The organism is Nostoc sp. C117 (assembly GCF_043099735.1).
In the GTDB taxonomy this organism is placed as follows: Bacteria; Cyanobacteriota; Cyanobacteriia; order Cyanobacteriales; family Nostocaceae; genus Nostoc.
Map to the genome: position 1 here is coordinate 7,259,715 of NZ_CP170991.1, position 20,286 is coordinate 7,280,000.

Annotated in this window: 13 protein-coding genes, 2 tRNA genes, 2 rRNA genes and 3 pseudogenes (1 of these 20 cut by a window edge); 11 read left to right on the forward strand and 9 right to left on the reverse strand. The window is 42.2% G+C overall.

All coding sequences use genetic code 11. The features are described from left to right. The first annotated feature begins 123 nt into the window (after nucleotides 1-123). The 5 genes from tyrS (at nucleotide 124) to ACFG4S_RS31050 (ending at nucleotide 3,341) form a co-directional block, all read left to right on the forward strand. Nucleotides 124-1,314, forward strand: a complete 1,191-nt coding sequence (gene tyrS, locus ACFG4S_RS31030; protein WP_392536121.1) for a tyrosine--tRNA ligase — start codon at nucleotides 124-126, stop codon at nucleotides 1,312-1,314. Nucleotides 1,315-1,335: 21 nt separating this feature from the next. Further along, on the forward strand, nucleotides 1,336-2,067 hold the full coding sequence (gene pyrF, locus ACFG4S_RS31035; protein WP_392532715.1) for an orotidine-5'-phosphate decarboxylase: 732 nt from the start codon (nucleotides 1,336-1,338) through the stop codon (nucleotides 2,065-2,067). Then, the gene (locus ACFG4S_RS31040; protein WP_392532716.1) at nucleotides 2,064-2,729 is read left to right on the forward strand and encodes a hypothetical protein; all 666 of its coding nucleotides are present in this window, start codon (nucleotides 2,064-2,066) and stop codon (nucleotides 2,727-2,729) included. Before pyrF ends, ACFG4S_RS31040 begins: the two co-directional genes overlap by 4 nt. 23 nt (nucleotides 2,730-2,752) lie before the next feature. Further along, nucleotides 2,753-3,094: a DUF29 domain-containing protein gene (locus tag ACFG4S_RS31045; protein ID WP_392532717.1), complete on the forward strand. Its 342-nt coding sequence runs from the start codon at nucleotides 2,753-2,755 to the stop codon at nucleotides 3,092-3,094. A 106-nt stretch (nucleotides 3,095-3,200) separates the two neighbouring features. Next, nucleotides 3,201-3,341 (forward strand): DUF29 family protein, encoded by a 141-nt coding sequence (locus ACFG4S_RS31050; protein ID WP_392532718.1) that lies wholly within the window; start codon nucleotides 3,201-3,203, stop codon nucleotides 3,339-3,341. Between the two features lie 483 nt (nucleotides 3,342-3,824). Here the strand turns inward: ACFG4S_RS31050 and ACFG4S_RS31055 are convergent, their stop codons facing one another. Continuing rightward, nucleotides 3,825-8,030: an AAA-like domain-containing protein gene (locus tag ACFG4S_RS31055; protein WP_392532719.1), complete on the reverse strand. Its 4,206-nt coding sequence runs from the start codon at nucleotides 8,028-8,030 to the stop codon at nucleotides 3,825-3,827. Next, nucleotides 8,027-8,374 carry a CU044_2847 family protein gene (locus ACFG4S_RS31060; protein ID WP_392532720.1) on the reverse strand — a complete coding sequence of 116 codons (348 nt, stop codon included), beginning with the start codon at nucleotides 8,372-8,374 and terminating at the stop codon, nucleotides 8,027-8,029. The genes ACFG4S_RS31055 and ACFG4S_RS31060 overlap by 4 nt, the downstream gene beginning before the upstream one ends. Nucleotides 8,375-8,911: 537 nt before the next feature. Here ACFG4S_RS31060 and ACFG4S_RS31065 point away from each other — a divergent pair. Beyond that, nucleotides 8,912-9,211: a hypothetical protein gene (locus tag ACFG4S_RS31065; RefSeq protein ID WP_392532721.1), complete on the forward strand. Its 300-nt coding sequence runs from the start codon at nucleotides 8,912-8,914 to the stop codon at nucleotides 9,209-9,211. A 117-nt stretch (nucleotides 9,212-9,328) separates the two neighbouring features. Here ACFG4S_RS31065 and ACFG4S_RS31070 read toward each other — a convergent pair. The 3 pseudogenes from ACFG4S_RS31070 to ACFG4S_RS31080 all read right to left on the reverse strand — a co-directional run. Next, nucleotides 9,329-9,730, reverse strand: a pseudogene (locus ACFG4S_RS31070) (uracil-DNA glycosylase family protein); the annotation flags it as partial. 282 nt (nucleotides 9,731-10,012) lie between these two features. Beyond that, nucleotides 10,013-10,642: pseudogene (locus ACFG4S_RS31075) on the reverse strand (hypothetical protein); the annotation flags it as partial. Between the two features lie 48 nt (nucleotides 10,643-10,690). Beyond that, a pseudogene (locus ACFG4S_RS31080) lies at nucleotides 10,691-11,080 on the reverse strand (uracil-DNA glycosylase family protein); the annotation flags it as partial. 202 nt (nucleotides 11,081-11,282) lie between these two features. Between ACFG4S_RS31080 and ACFG4S_RS31085 the strand changes: the two are divergent. Then, a complete protein-coding gene (locus ACFG4S_RS31085; RefSeq protein ID WP_392532722.1) occupies nucleotides 11,283-11,981 on the forward strand; it encodes a phosphoribosyltransferase in 699 nt (232 codons plus the stop codon). A 55-nt stretch (nucleotides 11,982-12,036) separates the two neighbouring features. On the opposite strand, the gene ACFG4S_RS31090 is transcribed toward ACFG4S_RS31085, so the two are convergent. The 4 genes from ACFG4S_RS31090 to glyQ all read right to left on the reverse strand — a co-directional run bounded on the left by ACFG4S_RS31090 (nucleotide 12,037) and on the right by glyQ (nucleotide 17,458). Continuing rightward, nucleotides 12,037-13,116 (reverse strand): tetratricopeptide repeat protein, encoded by a 1,080-nt coding sequence (locus ACFG4S_RS31090; protein ID WP_392532723.1) that lies wholly within the window; start codon nucleotides 13,114-13,116, stop codon nucleotides 12,037-12,039. A 199-nt stretch (nucleotides 13,117-13,315) separates the two neighbouring features. After that, entirely contained in the window at nucleotides 13,316-13,786 is a 471-nt protein-coding gene (locus ACFG4S_RS31095) for an NADAR family protein (RefSeq protein WP_392532724.1), read from the reverse strand. Between the two features lie 27 nt (nucleotides 13,787-13,813). Beyond that, a complete protein-coding gene (locus ACFG4S_RS31100) occupies nucleotides 13,814-16,174 on the reverse strand; it encodes a ComEC/Rec2 family competence protein (protein ID WP_392532725.1) in 2,361 nt (786 codons plus the stop codon). A gap of 390 nt (nucleotides 16,175-16,564) precedes the next feature. Continuing rightward, nucleotides 16,565-17,458 carry a glycine--tRNA ligase subunit alpha gene (gene glyQ / locus ACFG4S_RS31105; protein ID WP_392532726.1) on the reverse strand — a complete coding sequence of 298 codons (894 nt, stop codon included), beginning with the start codon at nucleotides 17,456-17,458 and terminating at the stop codon, nucleotides 16,565-16,567. 311 nt (nucleotides 17,459-17,769) lie between these two features. On the opposite strand from glyQ, the gene ACFG4S_RS31110 reads away from it, so the two are divergent. From ACFG4S_RS31110 to ACFG4S_RS31125, 4 genes are all read left to right on the forward strand, one after another. Next, nucleotides 17,770-19,259 (forward strand): 16S ribosomal RNA (locus tag ACFG4S_RS31110). Nucleotides 19,260-19,381: 122 nt separating this feature from the next. Further along, nucleotides 19,382-19,455 (forward strand) — tRNA-Ile (locus ACFG4S_RS31115). Between the two features lie 80 nt (nucleotides 19,456-19,535). Further along, nucleotides 19,536-19,608: transfer RNA gene (locus ACFG4S_RS31120), tRNA-Ala, on the forward strand. Nucleotides 19,609-19,796: 188 nt separating this feature from the next. After that, nucleotides 19,797-20,286 (forward strand): 23S ribosomal RNA (locus tag ACFG4S_RS31125); it runs 2,336 nt beyond the window's last position. Together the 16S and 23S rRNA genes with 2 tRNA genes alongside form the textbook arrangement of a ribosomal RNA operon.

Genomic DNA, 20,286 nt, shown 5'->3' on the forward strand with positions numbered 1-20,286 from the left:
GCAAGGCGGTTAATTTTTTGCAATTATAGTAGTTTGGCAGATGAGAAAGTGGATAAATTGCAAGTGTTTATAACCAACTTAACTTCTAGTGTGCAAAGCATAGCTAACAGTGCATTTTCTACTATGATGCAAGATTTTTCTTGGCTGCGTCGTGGTGTAGTAGAAGTTTTCCCACAACCAGTTGATGTTAACAGCGAAAGTCTAGAAAAGCGCTTATTGACTACCAACCAACCTTTGAGGATCAAATTGGGGATTGACCCTACAGGTACTGATATTCATCTAGGTCATAGCATACCAGTACGAAAACTGCGAGCTTTTCAAGATGCAGGTCATACAGCAGTCCTAATTATTGGCGATTTTACAGCACGGATCGGCGATCCAACTGGTAAATCTGAGGTGCGTCGTCAGCTTACGGAAGCAGACGTAGCCCAAAATGCTCAGACTTATCTTGACCAAGTACGTCCTATCTTGGATTTTGACACACCGGGAAGATTAGAAGTGCGCTATAACTCTGAATGGCTCTCTAAGCTCAACTTAGAGAAAATTTTAGAGTTACTCTCGACGATGACGGTGGGGCAAATGTTGGCTAAAGAAGGATTTGCCGATCGCTATAAAAAAGAGAATCCGATTTTTATCCATGAGTTCCTCTACCCCTTGATGCAAGGTTTTGATTCCGTTGCTGTTGAGGCAGATGTGGAATTAGGAGGAACCGATCAAAAATTTAACATTGCTGTAGGTAGAGATTTACAGCGCCATTTTGGTCAAAATCCTCAGTTTGGGATGCTGTTACCGATTTTGATTGGTACAGATGGCGTACAAAAAATGTCCAAGTCCTTAGGTAATTATATTGGGTTATCAGAACATCCAGGACAAAAGTATCAGAAGTTACAAGGAGTCCCAGATCATCTGCTGGAACAGTATTTTGAATTGTTGACGGATTTACCTTTAGACAAACTGCCAGAAAATCCCCGCGATCGCCAAACACTTTTAGCATGGGAAGTTGTTAAACAGTATCACGGCGAAACAGCAGCCCAAGAAGCTCAAGAAGCTGCTCAAAGCGGCGGTAAGGAAGGTGCAGTTCCAGAATTCTCTCTAGCTGGAGTGTCCCAATTTCCCGTAAAGTTAGCCTATCTGCTCAATGCCACTGGCTTGTGTAAAAGTACAGGAGAAGGCAAGCGGAAAATTCAAGAAGGTGGAGTGCGCTTAGATGGCGATCGCATTTCTGATGTCGATACTACTTTCGCTAGTGTTGCTGAGCTACAAGGTAAAGTTTTACAAGTTGGAAAAAACAAGTTTGTTCGTTTAGTGCCTTAAATGGCTGAGTGGGAGTAGAGAATGAGGATAAGGGAACAGGCAAAACAACGAGTTATTGTAGCTTTGGATGTGCCAGATTTAGAAAGTGCGATCGCCCTTGTGGATCGACTTGAGGATGTTACTTTCTGGAAAGTAGGCTTGGAGTTGTTTACCAGCAGTGGGCCAAAAATTCTAGAAATATTAAAATCCAAACAAAAGCGCATTTTTCTCGATTTAAAGTTTCACGATATTCCCAACACCGTAGCTGGAGCTTGCCGAGTTGCCGCTCGTTATGGGGTAGATTTATTGACAATTCATTCTACTTGTGGTATGGAAGCCCTCAAATCTGCAACTGAGGCAGCACACCAGGGAGCTGCCCTAGCGGGTGTAAAACCACCGAAGTTAATTGCCATTAGTTTGTTGACGAGCATTTCTGCTAGACAACTAGCCTTTGATTTAAAGATTCCTCTAGAATTGCCAGAATACGCCTTAGAAATGGCATTGATGGCTCAAGAGGCGGGGTTGGATGGAGCAGTTTGTTCGCCTCAGGAAGTGGCACAGCTACGACAAACTTGTGGAGATGATTTTTTGCTAGTTTGTCCGGGGGTTAGACCGACTTGGGCGGATAAAGGCGATCAAAAGCGATCGCTCACTCCAGCACAAGCAATTATCGCTGGTGCAGATTATCTAGTGATTGGGCGTCCGATTACTACTGCTGCTGAGCCTGAGTTAGCTTGGAAGAGGATTTATGAAGATTTGAGTGCGATCGCATGAAGGCAGAAGTCAGCAAGAGGACAAGGGGACAAGGAGATAGGAAGACAAGGGGAAATCTTATAAATAAAAATCTACTGAGCCGTGTAAATTTATTTACGCTGATTATCTTTTTATTTTTTACTTTTTACTTTTTACTTTTTGAATCTAATCGCTCTTTGCAGGCACAGACGGCAGACATCAACACTGAGGCAAAGTCTTTGTGTTCTGAACAAGATTTAGAAACACTAACAACACAGTTATTACAAGATTTACCTAGTTACGCCAACCGTGCGAACCAACGCGCTCGTCGTCGCAGTCGCAGTGCTGACTTATATAGTTATATGCTGGTAGCAGGAAGACCTGAGTTTACTGCGCTACCCCTTAACATTGAAGAATATAGTACAGCTACTCCTGAAAGTTCTGCTTCAGGAGTCGAGCAAGTTTTTTTTACCACCTTAGAGCGTCAATATATAGGTAAGACAGCGGTAGAATTGCAAGAATTTCACTGGCTGTTGTTAACTAAAACTAATAGTGGTTGGCGTCTAGTGATGATGTTTTCTCAAACAGGTGCTTATCCAAAAAAGCAGCCACCGTCACCGCCACGCGATAGCAGTAATGGTGCGATCGCTCAAGGAGTTCAAGTTTGGTTACGCGATTGTCAGGCTGGAAGTGTGCGTAAATAAACGAATTATGAGAACATTAAATAATGTCTAAAATACCCACTCAAATTCTCTACGAACAAGATTATCAATTGTGGTTAGAAACTACATTGAAACAATTGCAAGAACGAGATTTAGATCGTCTTGATTGGGAGCATTTGATTGAGGAGATTGCAGCATTCGGTAACGAACAGAAACACAAGCTTGAAAGTTATCTACTACAACTTCTCAAACATCTGCTTTTGTATCAACATTGGAGTCTGCCTGATTGTAAAAATCATTGGGAGGTGGAAATTGATAATTTTCGGGTGGAACTGAGAAAATTAACTAAATCTAAAAACCTCTATAATTATTTGCTCACAGTACTTGATGCAATACTGCTCGGTTAAGCATTTTTAACTCGGAATTGGGTTTGGGGAAAAGGTTAAAGGGTAAAGGTTAAAGGTTTTTTCTTTCCCCTTTCCCTTTCCCCTTTTCCCCAAAACCCGACAAGTATTGGTACTTGATGAAGTTTACATTGATGCATTACGACAAGCAAAAAAGAAAAGTGGGTTAAATTGTTTCCCACAAAGTTGTCCTTATACCGTTGAGCAAATTTTAGATGTGGATTATTTGCCACTATTTATGTATTTGTGAGAGTCTGTTAATACCGTTCCATTGTCAAGCTGCGCCAAATATTTACTTATCTGCGTGATAGGCTTTGCCTCGCCAAGGGCGATCGCGTATCGCTTTCATTCTCAATTGATGCGTGAAAATATTGTGCCTAACTAACCAAAAATGCCTATGCCTGTGGCGGGCTACGCCTACGCTAAGATTGATTGAGAATCGAGAAATAAAATCAAAAAAAACGCCGAGATTAAAAATATCTAAGAGGTTGTTTGAAAAGTTTTTCGCTGTGATTTTAGGCACGTTTAGATCCCCCCTAACCCCCCTTTTTAAGGGGGGAACCGGAATCAAAGTCCCCCTTTTGAAGGGGGATTTAGGGGGATCTAAGACTTTTGATACCAAAAAAAGGACTTTTCAAACATCCTCTAACAAAATGAGAATACGATCGCACTAACTATCCCGCAGATATGTAAATATTTGGCAGTAATTTTCAAATCCTTCTATGGATTTTCGCTAATTCACAAAACTTTCCTGTAGATTAGTCAATTTTTCTTCAGTATCATTTTGCATATTTTGTACCCAATCTTTGTTTATATTTGGTATGCCTAATTCACTGCCTTTTCTCAAATCTTCTTGAGCGTTTTTATAACTGTTTATAGCGTCTTTAATATTTCCTTCTGATTTAGAATTATCGCCTATTTTAATATAAGTTTCTGCTCTTTTAAAGAAGTTCCAAGAGTTATTACGATTTAGTTCAATAGCTTGTTTAAAATAGCTCAAGGCATTATCATAATTACTGTATATTAATTCATTGAGAGCATTTGTAGTAGAAATTTGGGCTTGAAGTTCTTGTTGAGCCTGTTTAAGTTTGTCTTGAGTCTCTTGAAGTTTTTGTTGAGCCTGTTTAAGTTTGTCTTGAGTCTCTTGAAGTTGGCCTTGAGCCGGTTGAAGTTGCTTTTGAGTCTCTTGAAGTTTGTCTTGAGTGTCTTGAAGTTGGCCTTGAGCCTGTTTCAATTTATGTTCAGCCTCTTGAGTTGTCTTGCTTGCCCACCAACTTATTCCCGCAGCTACAACGCAAATCACAAACAGTCCAACAAAGCCACCTCTAATGATGAGGCGCGCTTTCTTTTGTGCTTTTTCTAAAACCTGTTTCTCACGTTCAGCTTCTCGACTATCAAATTTCTGACTATCACTTAAAAAACGATAATCCAGATCGCTCAAGCCTTTATCTGTTGACCACTCCCAAGCATCTTGCAACGCCTGTCCACGCAACAGGTAAGATTTCTCCTGATAACCGGAAACTTCCCAGATGTTAAAAGCTTCGGCATAAGGACGCAGTTTAGCTAGTTCCTTCTTTACCCAGTCGAGTGCGAACACAGACTGGTAAATGCGGTTATAAACTCGTAATTTACTCATCTGTTGAACCACCAAGCCTGTTAGCCGGAGATCTATTTGTTCAGCACTATTATCAGTAGCAATTTCACCCTGTTGCAAAATTTGCTGATATAGTCCCAGTAGACGGCTCACCCGTTGCTCATTCCTCCAGATGCGATCGCGTATTGTCCGCAAATGCGCCTGTTCGTCCTGAGCTTCCCAGTTTTCGATAATGCGCGATTTCACCAGTTTATCAACACTCAACCGCTGATTATCTGTTTGAAGAAGTTGGCAAATTCTCTGGGTAAGAAACGGTTGTCCACCAGTCCATTGCAAAATTTCTTGCAGCGCCTCTTTGGGATTTTTAAACTTGCCTGCCAATCCCATAGCTAACGGTTTGGCTTCTTCCAACTGAAAGCCTTTAAGTTCAATTCCCTTACCAATATTAAATGGCGTGCGCTTTTTGTCTTCAATAAAATCAGAAGGAGTCGCCACGCCCAATAGTGTGAAGGTGATACGTTGATATTTTAGATAATCGGCACGCTGGTTATAAAAATTGCGGATCAAAGCAAAAAAATCGTCAGTGGGAAACTTCAGACTAAGAACGCTATCAATTTCATCAATAAAGATGACAATGTTTTGTGAAATTTCTACTAACAGCACCTCATCGATAAATTCACCCAAACGCTGAACTGGAGAAATATGAGAGCGATCGCTCCACCAACTGCTAAAGTTAAACTTCCCTGAAAGCTGGAAACTTCGCTCCAAACGCCTAACTATACCTGCATACCACTGCTCTGCTGAAAGTTCTTGACTGCCAATTTCTGTTAAATCAATTACAGCACAGGCAATTCCCTCTGCTTGCAATTTTTGCATGGTTCGTACTCGCAAGCTAGATTTACCCATCTGCCGAGAGTTCAATACATAACAGAAATTGCCAGCTTTTAATTCATCATATAAATCTTTATCTGCCTGTCGTTCTACATAAGTGGCAGCATTGGCTGGCAGACTTCCCCCGACTTGATATTCATAAACCAAGTTTGGTGCTGGGTTTGCTGGCTGTACTGGAGGCAATTGTTGTGATGGGTTTGGTGCTGGGTTGGTTGGTTGATTCTCAACGGATTGTTGTGCAGTAACACTGTGGGTTAGCTGGTGGAAATATTCACGATACAAATTACAGCGAAGAATCACACGATTGTTTTCCCAAGCTATCAACCCCATACTCTTTAATTTGAATGCCAATATTGGCTCTAATTGCACTGGCTGAGTTGTGCTAACAATTTGTGCGATCGCATCCATTAGTTCTGGATGCTGTTTTAAATTCCACCAATGTCGTCTTAAATGGTCACTAAATATTCCAGCATCCGTGGGAGCAATTTTGAGTAGCTGCTCCAATGTAGTTTGTTGTCGAGAAATATGATAAAGTCCCACCCTTAACAAATATGGGTGTCCTCCCAACATTGCTGTTAACTGCTCAACCTGGGTAATATTCCAATTGAGACCGTATCGCCTTGCCAAATCCAACACTTGCTGGCGGTTAAATTCTGGCAGTTCAATGGGTAAACCGACATTAAACGGCGATTGATTTACATCCATACTGATGTAGGGTTCAGTAGAATGGACTACTACTAATCGCAGTTTTTTCCAAATATCCCGACTTTTTGCATCTTCGTGCCAAGCCCGTAATAGCCCAAAAAAGTCACTAGCAATTTTGGGTTGTTGAAAAACGCAATCCACCTCATCTAATGCCAATACCAATGGTTGGTTGATGGAAGATAACAAATACTGCTCGAAGTAAGATGTGCAGTTCTCTTTGCTACCAAACATCTTGTCCCAGTGTTCAGCTAAACGATTTGGTAATCCCAATCTACGACCGACGCTAGCACAAAACCAACGTAAAAATTCATCTAGGTCAGTAAATACTTTACTATCTGCTAGTTGAAAGCTTAATGAAGCAGTGCTATAGCCTTGCTGTCGTGCATAATGTAGAATCCTTGCCATGATTGAAGTTTTACCCATCTGCCTTGCTGCTTTGATGCGAATTAAAGCACCCAGTTTCAAAATTTCTTTATAGCAGTCAGATTCGATGGGAGGACGTTCCACATAAAATGTAGAAGCCAAATCCACCTGTCCTTCAGGTAATTCTGGTTCTGCTGCTGGCAGGGGGGGACGTTGTAAGTTTTCTATTTCAGGTAATATAGTTGGCAATTCTGCCTCTACAGGCTCATCAAACGTTTCGCTTTCATTGACGTTGGCTAAAAGTTTGCATAAATCTTGCAAAATCAGCCGAGTATCTGCATCTGACTTCCATTCTCGCTGTTGAATCTCATTTAAGTAGCCACGTAACTCATAATTAAGCGGGGCACTTAAAGGGAAGTTAACGCGGATTGGCAAAATCCCCGGCTTACGATTAGAACGTAAATCCCGCAATCGTTTCACCTGCTGTACTTCCCGTGTCACCATCTCACTGTTTGCTGATTTCTCAGACAACAGCAGCAAAAAATAATCGCAACGCTGTAGTTCTCTATCGATACGTTGCGACCATTGTTCTCCCCATTGAATGCTTTCTTTTGCCATGAATGGGTCATGTCCGGCATTTTTGAGAGTATCGTAAAATTGCTTTGCTAAACTTATGTCTGGTTCTTGGCTGTGATAGCTGATAAAAATCCTGGCGCTTTGAGTAGCTGGTTTCATTTCATAGAGATTTACTTGTTGCTTAATCCATTGAGGTAAGGCTTCTAACAGCACTTTTGTAGGAATAATAAAAGCAGCTTTGACATCTTGGCGCTGTGTTTCTGCCGCTACAGCCATTCCGGCCACACGCTGTAAATTCTGATCCCAAACTGGTGTACCACTAAAACCTGCTTCTAGACGATAGCTATTTTCACTCTTAACTTCAATCTGCACCCAACCTTTAGCATTTGCCCCCTGTAATACACCCTCAGTCCAAACACCATAGGATCTACCTGTCGGAAACCCAAAAGCTAGAAACTCATGTTTCCATACGTTCTCAGACGGAAGTAATTCCACTGGTTTAGCTTGGTTGGGGCAAGGGTTCTCCAATCGTAAGACAGCTATATCTTCTTGAGATTCAGACGGATTGGAGTTGAGAGGTAGCCAAAAAACAACTTTGGCTGTTAGTTTTTGTTTATAATCTACTGTAGGAAAATCACAGCTAACTGTACCCGTTGGCATTTCAGAAGTACCAGCAGGAATTTGCAAAGCTGAAGCCACAACATGAGAGCAAGTAAAGATATATTTATCGGAAATTAAGAAGCCTGAGCCAATAACGTTGCCACTATTGGAATAAATTCTGATAACGGATAATTCTAATTGTTGGCTCATTTTACGATCTCTCGCTTCCACTTGAGGATAATTTCGTAGTTGACTTCGCCAGTGCCAGAAGCTACAACAGCTTTAAATTCAGAGGTAATTTTGACACCAAACTTGATTTCTATTTCATCCGCAGGCTGATCGAGGCTACCGACTTTGGTGAGTATGGCGTTAGCTACAGGCTTAATTGTTTCCAAGGCGGATTCAAAAGACTTTGTAGACCTTTGAATTATCTGCTCGCGAATACCGATGCGATCGTCAGTAATGCCAAAGTGAGAGTCAGCGAATCCTGGCTCATTCACTTCCACAAGAATCGAGTCGCCGTTTTCTGAAGGAAATTCAACAATGCGTTTCACGTATGACCTCTGTTATTCTTTGGACAGGAAACAACTTAATTGAGATATTTAAAAGAAACAGATCCTTACCAGAAATTTTCGGATATGAAATCAAAAATCTTACTTAAGTAAACGTGAGTTCGACAAAGCTAAAAAATGGCAGGAGGTAAAGCAGACAAGTCTTTTGGATAAGTATCAATAAGATGGTTTTTTAGGCAAATAAGCATAAGCAGCGGAATAAGCCATCAAATTAACCAAAAAGTTAAATGGACTATGATGGCGAGAGTGTTCTATTTGACATATATTTTTGAAGCCATAATTAATATTGCATAATACATACCTTCAAAACAAGTTATTTAAAGTACATTGAATATCATCGATTTCTCATCAATCATTTAGGGTTGCTATAGTACAAGAGTGATACTTAATCTGTCAGGAAATAGCCAAAGCGATCGAAGAATGGGCTAAATCCGAAAATCGAACTGTCAGTAACCTGACCGCAACAATACTGCTTAATGCTCTATAAGTTAAGCAGCAAAACAAACAGGACTCAGCAGCATGAGCGAAGCCACCCCAAACCGCCTAGATCGCATCGAAGCCGCTTTAGACAGGCAAGTTGCCGTTAACGCCGACCTCCGTACATCAGTAGTAGAATTAAAGGCGACCACAGAAGATCTGCGAGCTACCACAGAAGCAATTCTGCAAATAATCCAAATCCATCAACAAAACTTTGAAGTCCTGACCACTCGGCAACTACAAACCGAAGCACGGCTTGAAGAGTACCAACGTACTACTAGCGCTGCACTAGACAGAATTGGCACAGTATTAGAATACCTCACCAGACAGCAAGACCGATAAGGGTATTGGGGATGGGGCAAGCAGGGAGTGTGGGAGGTATGGGAGGTTTGGCAAAGGTGAGAAGCTTTTTTATAATCTCCCCACACTTCTCCATCTCCCAGTCTCTAGTGCTTTCATCTATATTTTCTGAATTTCATCAAGTTTGGCACGCACTGCTTGAATATCTTGCCACATTAGCCATTTCGGACTACCTCTTTCTTTGGAGGGGTTACGCAGCAAATAAGAAGGATGAAAAATTGGCATACACAAACGTCCTTCCCACTCTAGCCACTGTCCGCGAATTTTCGTAATTGCCTGCTTCTCGCCAGTTAAACTTTTGAGCGCAGTTGCACCTGTTAACAGAATGATTTTCGGGTCAACTAGGCGAATTTGTTCTAGTAAATAGGGTTTGCAAGCCGTCACTTCTTGTGTAGTAGGTACACGATTCTCTGGTGGGCGGCAATTATGTACAACACCTGCGGGTGTCACAAAATTGGCTGTGTCTTCAACATCAATACAGTAAACTACGTCAAAATCTGGCTTTGGTGGTAATAGTTTTTTAATAACTGGTTTCCAGTAGGTGACAACTGCTTCTTCTTGATAAACTTCTATGTTAAATGGAATACTATGCAGTTCCTCTGGCAATTTATATCGCATAGACGCAGGAATGTATTCAGCAATATTTTCTAAAAAGCGAATGCCTTCACCATATCTAAAAAATAGTCTCCAAGTAGACTTAAAAACTGCGTATGTTCTGTAGCCTTGAGTCTCAAAATATTTAACAACTTTTTGAGCCGTTTCTGGTGTGATGTTTCCTAAAGCAATTTCAACATCAATACTTTTTCTTATTTGCCCATCTTTGGTTTTTCTTCGCCAATAACCATCATCCATGTACCAAATAGCTAACCCAAAATTGTCTAGTTTTTCTAGTGCTGTTATGGGAAAATCTTTTTTATTATTGGGATACCATTCCTCGCGTAGGTCGTGCAAATAATAGGTTTTTGCCAGTCCCATGCTCAGAGATTGATAAGTTTTGCCATTTTGTGACTTGGCTAGATATTCTTTTAACTGTGGTCGAAAACCATTTAATACTCTTGCTTTGAGTTTTAAATAAGCTGCTTGTTGAATACTATGATTTTCCAAAAACTGACCACTGGAACTAATACAAGCATCACCTAGTAAAGACCCTAGTAATACTTGCAACCCTCTGCTTCCAGGAGCAGGTGTACCAGTTGCAACTAAGTCATCGTCTTGTAATTCTTCAACGGTAATCCAGCCTCTACGGGTAAGTACTTGATGATCTGCTGTAGCAATATAGCCAACTTCACCTTTGTTGTTACATTTACCATCTGGAAAAAAGACTTTGTAAAGCTGCCTTCCTGCAAGCCCAGACCGATACCAACCAGTTACTTGTTTCCAAACTAGGCTGCCATTACTATCAACACTCAACACTTTACCTGACCACTGATGTTTGACAATCCAGTTAAGTCGTTTAGAACCTTCTTCTGTGATGATTCTGGTATAACCACCGAGACATTTATTAATATTGGCAATGTATACATCTTGCTCAGTACTCAAATTTACAGATGCTAGAATTTTTTCCAGCAACTGTCCTGATTTGCCGACAAATGGTAAACCAGTTTCATCTTCATTTTGACCAGGCGCTTCCCCCACAACCATGATTGGTGCTTGGAGATTGCCACGTCCGACAACAGTATGAGTACGAGTGTCTCCTAGTACACAACGGTGACAGCGATCGCAATGCTCAGTCAACTCAGTGATAGTGGAATAAGTTCCAGGAGGGATAGGAATTTTAGAATCAGTAGGTATCAGATCTCGTTGGTTAAAGCTTGAATCGTCGAAGAGGCTGAGTTGGGTTTCGCTGCTCATGAAAATTAGGATTTTGGTATTAGCACCAGCTGTCTTATATGACTTAAGTATGTCTTTGTTTAGAGACTTATCAGAAATAGACTTCAAAAATAGACTTTTACTGAATACTTATTATTTATACAAATCTTATTTTATCAGTTAATTTGAGACATAATTCAGTCATGATAAAAGTAGTGCCGTCGTAATATGCTGGGGGAAACTTATGTCACATACCCCACTTTTTGCCGATCGCACCCATGCGGGTGAAGAATTGGCGCGAGTGATTCATAATGTTTTGACTCAGCAAACTATTGATTCTGGGGTAAAGCCTGTACCAATTGTTTACGCTTTGCCAAGAGGTGGTGTACCAGTAGCAGCACCAATAGCACGTCTTTTGGGTTGTCCGTTGACGATAATTGTAGCGAAAAAAATTAGCCATCCAGAAAACCCAGAGTTGGCAATTGGTGCAGTGACTACTTGTGGAAATGTTATCTGGAGTGAGCAAAAGCTATTTCGCTTTAAAGATGATGTGCGCTGGCGAGAAATAGCTTTAAATAAAGCCATCAAGCAAGCTCAGTTTCTGGAGAGGCAATTAATTTCTGCTTGTCCCCAGGTGAATGCAGAGGATGCTACGCTCATTTTAGTTGATGATGGCATTGCCACAGGTATGACTATAGCGGTAGCAGCAATTGCCGTCAAAGCCCTTTCTCCGGCAGCTGTTTGGCTGTGTACTCCAGTCGCGCCACCAAAATTGCTACCCTGGTTAAATCAATGGGGCGATCGCATAATTGTCTTGAAGACACCAGAAGCTTTCTCAAGTGTTAGTAATTTTTACGCACAATTCCCCCAAGTAGAGACATTAGAAGTTCTCGTATATCTCCAGCAACAAAAAACAATGGGCGAAACGGATGTGTGCGAGTAATTTGGAATTTGGAATTGTTTCCCTGTCTTGCTTTTTAACTATTTGGAAATGTTGTTTACTGGTATTGCATGGCTTTAGCATAATCACCCAAGGCGTAGCAAGCAGCTTTCAGATGAGCAAGAGCATCTTCTTCACTGCGTCGATCTTTGATATTCCTAGCTAACAGCAAACGTTCTTCATGATATGTAATTGCTTTGTTATAATCACCCAAAGCTTCGCAAGCAACTCCTAAACTACCTAAAGACTGTTCCTCACTACGCTTGTCTTGAATTTCTTTGGCTAATTGCAACCGCTCTTCATAATACTTAATGGCTTTGACATAATCACCTAAGGCATAGCAAGCATAACCCAGATTTTTTAGCACTTGAGAAGCACTGCGAACATTTTTTAAAGACCGTGCTAATACTACACACTGTTCATAATAGGCGATCGCTTTGGGATAATTGTTCAAAGCATACCAAGCATTACCCAAATTTTTAAGTACCTGCTCTTCGCCCCAGTTATCTTTGAGTTCGCGCACAATTTCTAGGCTTTGTTCCTGATACTCAATAGCTTGTGTAAAATTACTTAAAGATTTATATACCAATCCCAAATTATTTAGTGCTGCTACTTGACTTCGTTTATCTTGTAGCTGCTGGGTTATTTTCAAACACTTTTCCAGAAACTCAATAGCCTTGTTATAGTCATTTAAATGACGGTATGCATTGCCCAAATGGGAAAGTGCTTGCATCTGCAATGCTAAATCTGAGGTCTGCTGGCTCAAAGACATACACTGTTGAGAGTAGGATATGGCAGTCTTGTAGTCCCCTGCGCTATAAGTTACCAATCCTAAAAAAGAAAGTACCTGTGCTTGTTTTTGAACATCCCCAATTGCCTGAAATAGTCCCAACGATTGTTGTAACGACTTCATCGCGGCGATTAATTCACCAGCTTGCTGCTGTTGAATACCTTGTCGTAGTAACCGAGACGCTTCGGATAAACGATCGTCACTTTCCTGTGGAAGTAGTATTTCTGCATGTGAACCAGGGTCAAAGTTATGGGTAATTGTATTGCGCTTCACTGGTTTTAGGTATGTTATGGGTAGTTGCAGGGGAACTGTATTTTTCGATCTATTATTCCATCTGTCTTTAGACATCAACCCCTTCCTGTTAAGTCTGGTGGTAAATCTAGTGTTCCCAAAACCGGAATGTATCTTTCATGATCCTGGTTGACCACAGCATGAATACTAAACTACTTCTCTTGTGAAGATTGCCACTTTAATTATCGATTACTTTGAATAGTCTGCTTTTTGTTTTAAGACTCTAGTATTGGAGTAAGTCTTCATCGTAACAATATTATTTTACAGTACTATTATCAACATCTCTACTGTCGATATGATGTAGAATTTCTCGCACCTCCATTAAAATTTTTCCTAACATATTTTTACCACTACCATCGGCTCCGCAACCCCAGTAAAAATCGATGGGAGAATTTTCAACAATTTCTTCATTACCTGTGGAAAGTAGAATATCCCTAATATCTAAATGAGTTTTAAATTTACATAGTACGGCTTGGCGCATAATTTCGTCTTTGACTTGTTCCCAATCTTGACGAAGTGGACGGGTTCTCTCACGACCCATTCTTGCAGCATCTTTAGGCATTTTAACCAGGCGGATTTGTTCGTAATGAGGCGTACCCACAAACTTTTGTGCTTGAAAGTAGTGTTCGCTAGTTGGCCAATATAACCCATCTAACTCAAAGCCGTGGGGTGAAAAGTTAGAGAAACAGCCATATTGTTCACGAGTGCTATAAAAGTATATTGTCATGGGATTTAACACCGATTTATAAATTTTTTATAAGACAGAAGAATTATTTTCTGATGCTTCAATAAACGGTTCAAACTGACCATTAGGTGACCATTGAATAGCCCCATCTCGTCCTGTAAAAAAAAGTTTTGTTTTGGTTTGATTCAACTGAGATAACGTTTTGTCATCAAGATTAGCAGCAGAAGAAGCGATCGCCACTTCTGGTTTCAAAGCAAGAACTAAATCTTTCAATGATTGAGGCGCACACCAGAGTACTTGTGGTGGAGGCAAACTGCCATTTTTAACCAGCTGTTGTACTTCTTGAGACTTGATATTACCTACGAATAGCCAGTTACGATCTAAAATTTGCAATTGTAAAATAGGTAATTCGTCGTTGATTAATTGTGCAACTATGGAACCAGCTTGTACAGCTTGACCGACTGCTAAAGATTGATAAGAACCTTGATGTTTTTGTAGTTCCTCTTGAATTGCATCAGTTGCAATGGAATTATCTGGTTTTGGGGAATATTCATAAAAATTTTTGATTGGTAAACGTTCCAATAATTCTAACCAAGCATTACTTTCATTGCTTTGAAAGTCAGTAGCGATCGCCCAATTAATTTGATTTACCCCCTGCTGTTGCAAAAACGGTAAAATTGTGAAGCGTCCTGTACCTTGATCGCCACTATTAATTACAGTTACAGTTCCTTTATCTTGAACAACCACAATCGGTTCCGTACCAGATTCTAATATCGTTATTCTAAATAATGTATTCGCAGAATGCCAAAGGGGGATGAGTACTAAAGCAACTGCAATTATACCAGCAAACCACCAACGCCGTTGCCACCAACCCACTAGCCAAACTAAAATAATTAGTCCATAAATTGCCAACATCTGCCAATTTGAGATGCTGCCCACAGCAACAGAGTTTCCTGGCAAATTACTAAAAAGTTCCACTAACTTAATTAGCCAATCAGTAGGATAATGCAAAACCCCAGCTAAAAGGCTTCCTGCCGGAGTCCAAATTAATGCTGCTATGGCACTGATGATCCCACCTATACTAAGAATAGAAATAAATGGAGTACTAAGCACATTCAGCAACAAACTGTAGGTTGGTACAACTCCAAATACAAAAAGTTGCACAGGTAAAGTCCAAATTGTAGCAGCTACAGGAACGGCAATCAAAGAAGCGATCGCCGGTGGTAACCAAGCCAAACCATCAATAATTGTCGGTACTGTTACAATTAATCCCAGTGTTGCCAAAAAACTTAACTGAAAACCTAAATCCCAAATCCATAGCGGATTAAATAGTAATAACAGTGTTGCAGCTAATAGCAGCGATCCAAACTGTTTTACCTTCCTTTTTAGTAATAGACCAACTAATGCAGCAAAACCCATAATTACGGCTCTAAGAACCGCAGGCTGAAAACCTGTTAAGCTGAGAAAAATGATTAAACCCAAAAGCCCAAGGATAAATTGCGTTCCTTTTTTTGCCCGCTTCGTTAACTGTAATATCACACTCAAAATCAACGAAGTTTGAAACCCCGAAGCAGCTAAAGCATGAGCTAATCCTGCTTTTACAAATAAATCGCGGATATCGTAGGGTAAATCCACAGCTTTGCTACCTAAAACCATTGCACTAACAAGTGGACCTTCAGGGATACCTAAGCTACTAACTTGCGATCGTACAATTCGCTCCCGAATTTGCCACCATCCCCATTTACGTTCTTGTTCCAAAACACTAATTTGTCGCCCAATCAAACCAGCAAACGTTCCTTCTTGCTTGAGAAACTTCTGAAAATCGAAACCACCAGGATTAGAAGCCACCTTTGGTTTGTACAAAATCCCAGTCACAGCGATTTGTTGACTAGGATATAAACCAGTAGCCTGAAGTATCGGAACTGTCACATACAATTTGCCTGTCACCCCTTTTGGGACACCGACTGAGCCTTTTTCATTTTTCACCTCATCTATCTGGCTTGCTTCCAACCAAAATTGTCCTCGCTGACTGCGAGTTAAGCGCGGATTACTAGCGACTTCGCCGCGAACAATCACAAGTTGTTCTTGATTACTGCTATTACCAGGTGGAACAAACTGACTGATATCTTTTGCACCAGGTTGCGGTACTCGCCATTGAAAATACAGACTTGCCAATAATCCAACCAAAGCAGCGGCTAGCCATATTCGAGGATGGGCAGTACTTTGCCAAGTGTTAACCGCTGTCTTAGTTTTGCCTCCAACATTTTCTGGTTTCTGAGCAAATTTCCGTGAAATGATGCTGCGTCTTCTAAAAAAAATTGCTCCCACTATCCCCAGAAGCAAAACCCATACACCACCCCAAGGAACAGCTGTAAACAGCAACCCAAGAATATAGCCAAGACAAATAATTACACCACTGGTTTGAATCATAAAGTTTTATGTAAAGCACCTGGCACAAAATTTGCAGATCGCTCAAAAACAACTAGAGCAGCAATAGAGAAAAATTGGCATTTCTGAATTTGGATATCAAAACTCTTACTCTCTGTGCCGATCACTGAGCGTTGGTCATTGAGCGTAGCCGAAATGAGCCGAAGTGCTGTGTCTCCTCGTGAGTCAATTTCATATTTTCAATTAGCAACGCTGAAAAATCTAGATGCTTGTGCTGAACTATAATCGATCAATTTTATACAAACAAAGCCCGCTTTTGCGGGCTTTATCCTTGTAGCCTTAATATTGACTCAACATTTAACAGTATTTCTGACCTTTAGCAATAGCTAAATTATAGAGGTATGCCTAGCCTGGAATAAAAGGTCAAACCAATTACGGCAAAACTGGTTGCGAAACAGCCTTATTCAGCAGCGGAAAACCCAACTTCTCCCTTTGCTCAACATATAAATGAGCAATCTTCCTCGCCAAATTACGAATCCTAGCAATGTAACGAGTTCTTTCCGTCACCGAAATCACACCTCTAGCATCCAGCAGATTGAAAGTATGCGAACACTTCATTACATAATCTAAGCTAGGCAAGACCAATCCTCGCTCCGTCAATTGGGTAGCTTCCTGCTCATATAAATTAAACAGTGTCAGTAACAGTTCAGGGTTCGACGCTTCAAAATTGTAGGTACACTGCTCAATCTCCGCCTGTAGATAAACATCACCATAAGTAATGTTGTCCGTCCAATGAATCTTAGTAATCGCCTCTACTTCCTGAAGGTACATCACCAATCGCTCTAACCCATATGTAATCTCAATTGACACAGGGCGACAATCGATTCCCCCACATTGTTGGAAGTAGGTAAATTGAGTAATTTCCATCCCATCTAACCAGACTTCCCACCCAGTACCCCAAGCACCCACCGTCGCATCTTCCCAGTTATCCTCTACAAACCGAATATCGTGATCTTCAGGACGAATACCTAAAGCCCTTAAGGAATCGAGATAAATCTCCTGAATATTATCTGGGGAAGGCTTAATTAGGACTTGATACTGATAATAGTGTTGGAAGCGGTTGGGGTTTTCGCCGTAGCGTCCATCTGTCGGGCGGCGGCAAGGTTCAACATACGCCACAGCCCACGGTTCCGGTCCCAATGCTCTTAAAAACGTCTGAGGATTTTTAGTACCAGCTCCCTTCTCAATGTCGTAGGGCTGGGCTATGAGACAACCGCGATCGCCCCAAAACTCATGTAATAAAGCTATTACCGACTGAAAATTCACGCTTCACCCTTCCTTACTCAACACAGTGCATAAACTATTGTTGCCTACAACCAAGCACTGTGGGCAGTTTCAGAGAACACAAAAAGCTTCCAAAAAATATTTTGGAAAAGTAGTTGACAGGTTAAAGGAGGTTCGCTATATTGAATAAGTGCCTGAAGCCGAGCGAAAAGAAGCGACGCTGCAAGGAACACCGAACCTTGAAAATATTATAGTTTGAAAGCCATTATACAACAAGTGGTTAGCGTCAAGAAAATAAGATAACTAAGCTGAAGTTAAAAAAGAGCAGCTATAGAGCTAAAAACAAACAAACCAAAACGGAGAGTTTGATCCTGGCTCAGGATGAACGCTGGCGGTATGCTTAACACATGCAAGTCGAACGGGCTCTTCGGAGCTAGTGGCGGACGGGTGAGTAACGCGTGAGAATCTGGCTTCAGGTCTGGGACAACCACTGGAAACGGTGGCTAATACCGGATGTGCCGAGAGGTGAAAGGCTTGCTGCCTGAAGATGAGCTCGCGTCTGATTAGCTAGTAGGTGTGGTAAGAGCGCACCTAGGCGACGATCAGTAGCTGGTCTGAGAGGATGATCAGCCACACTGGGACTGAGACACGGCCCAGACTCCTACGGGAGGCAGCAGTGGGGAATTTTCCGCAATGGGCGAAAGCCTGACGGAGCAATACCGCGTGAGGGAGGAAGGCTCTTGGGTTGTAAACCTCTTTTCTCAGGGAAGAACACAATGACGGTACCTGAGGAATAAGCATCGGCTAACTCCGTGCCAGCAGCCGCGGTAATACGGAGGATGCAAGCGTTATCCGGAATGATTGGGCGTAAAGCGTCCGCAGGTGGCTGTGTAAGTCTGCTGTTAAAGAGCAAGGCTCAACCTTGTAAAGGCAGTGGAAACTACACGGCTAGAGTGCGTTCGGGGCAGAGGGAATTCCTGGTGTAGCGGTGAAATGCGTAGAGATCAGGAAGAACACCGGTGGCGAAGGCGCTCTGCTAGGCCGCAACTGACACTGAGGGACGAAAGCTAGGGGAGCGAATGGGATTAGATACCCCAGTAGTCCTAGCCGTAAACGATGGATACTAGGCGTGGCTTGTATCGACCCGAGCCGTGCCGTAGCTAACGCGTTAAGTATCCCGCCTGGGGAGTACGCACGCAAGTGTGAAACTCAAAGGAATTGACGGGGGCCCGCACAAGCGGTGGAGTATGTGGTTTAATTCGATGCAACGCGAAGAACCTTACCAAGGCTTGACATGTCGCGAATCTTGATGAAAGTTAAGAGTGCCTTCGGGAGCGCGAACACAGGTGGTGCATGGCTGTCGTCAGCTCGTGTCGTGAGATGTTGGGTTAAGTCCCGCAACGAGCGCAACCCTCGTTTTTAGTTGCCAGCACTTCGGGTGGGCACTCTAGAGAGACTGCCGGTGACAAACCGGAGGAAGGTGGGGATGACGTCAAGTCAGCATGCCCCTTACGCCTTGGGCTACACACGTACTACAATGCTACGGACAGAGGGCAGCAAGCATGCGAATGCAAGCTAATCCCGTAAACCGTAGCTCAGTTCAGATCGCAGGCTGCAACTCGCCTGCGTGAAGGAGGAATCGCTAGTAATTGCAGGTCAGCATACTGCAGTGAATTCGTTCCCGGGCCTTGTACACACCGCCCGTCACACCATGGAAGCTGGTAGTGCCCGAAGTCATTACTCCAACCTTTCGGGGGGGAGGATGCCTAAGGCAGGACTGGTGACTGGGGTGAAGTCGTAACAAGGTAGCCGTACCGGAAGGTGTGGCTGGATCACCTCCTTTTTAGGGAGACCTACACCCCTCAAATATCGAAAACAAACAGTGAATAGATATTGAGATGGTCTAACCTAGGTCGGTCGCTTCTTACTTGTTGAAAACTTTCAAACTATGATTTGGTTCGATATGGGCTATTAGCTCAGGTGGTTAGAGCGCACCCCTGATAAGGGTGAGGTCCCTGGTTCGAGTCCAGGATGGCCCACCTGAAAGTAATTAGTAATTTCTAATTTGTAATTCGTAATTAACTACGAATTAAGAACTAAGAATTACAAATTATGATTTGGGGGTTTAGCTCAGTTGGTAGAGCGCCTGCTTTGCAAGCAGGATGTCAGCGGTTCGAGTCCGCTAACCTCCACCTGTGGCAACTGCCAAAAAAGTCTAAAACAGAGAATAAAATTCAGCAACATGACTAATTAGTAGTCAGACTGCTGGGTTAGAACTCAGCCAGAACCTTGAAAACTGCATAGTAACGCGAAAAAAGCAGGCAGACACAGGCATTCTTTATGGATGTTGAGTGAATGCAAATGTAGCAAAAGAGAAAGTGGTCAAGCTAATAAGGGCTTACGGTGGATACCTAGGCACACAGAGGCGACGAAGGACGTGGTTACCGACGAAATGCTCCGGGGAGTTGGAAGCAAACAGAGATCCGGAGATGTCCGAATGGGGCAACCCTATGTACTACCTGCTGAATATATAGGCAGGAAAGAGCCAACCCAGCGAATTGAAACATCTTAGTAGCTGGAGGAAGAGAAATCAAACAGAGATTCCCTAAGTAGTGGTGAGCGAACGGGGAAGAGCCTAAACCAAGAGGTTTACTTCTTGGGGTAGTGGGACAGCAATATCGAATCTAGCGGTTAGATGAAGCAGCTAAATACTGCACCAGAGAAGGTGAAAGTCCTGTAATCGAAAACTTAAGGATAGTAGCTGAATCCCGAGTAGCATGGGGCACGAGGAATCCCATGTGAATCAGCGAGGACCATCTCGTAAGGCTAAATACTACTGTGTGACCGATAGTGAACCAGTACCGCGAGGG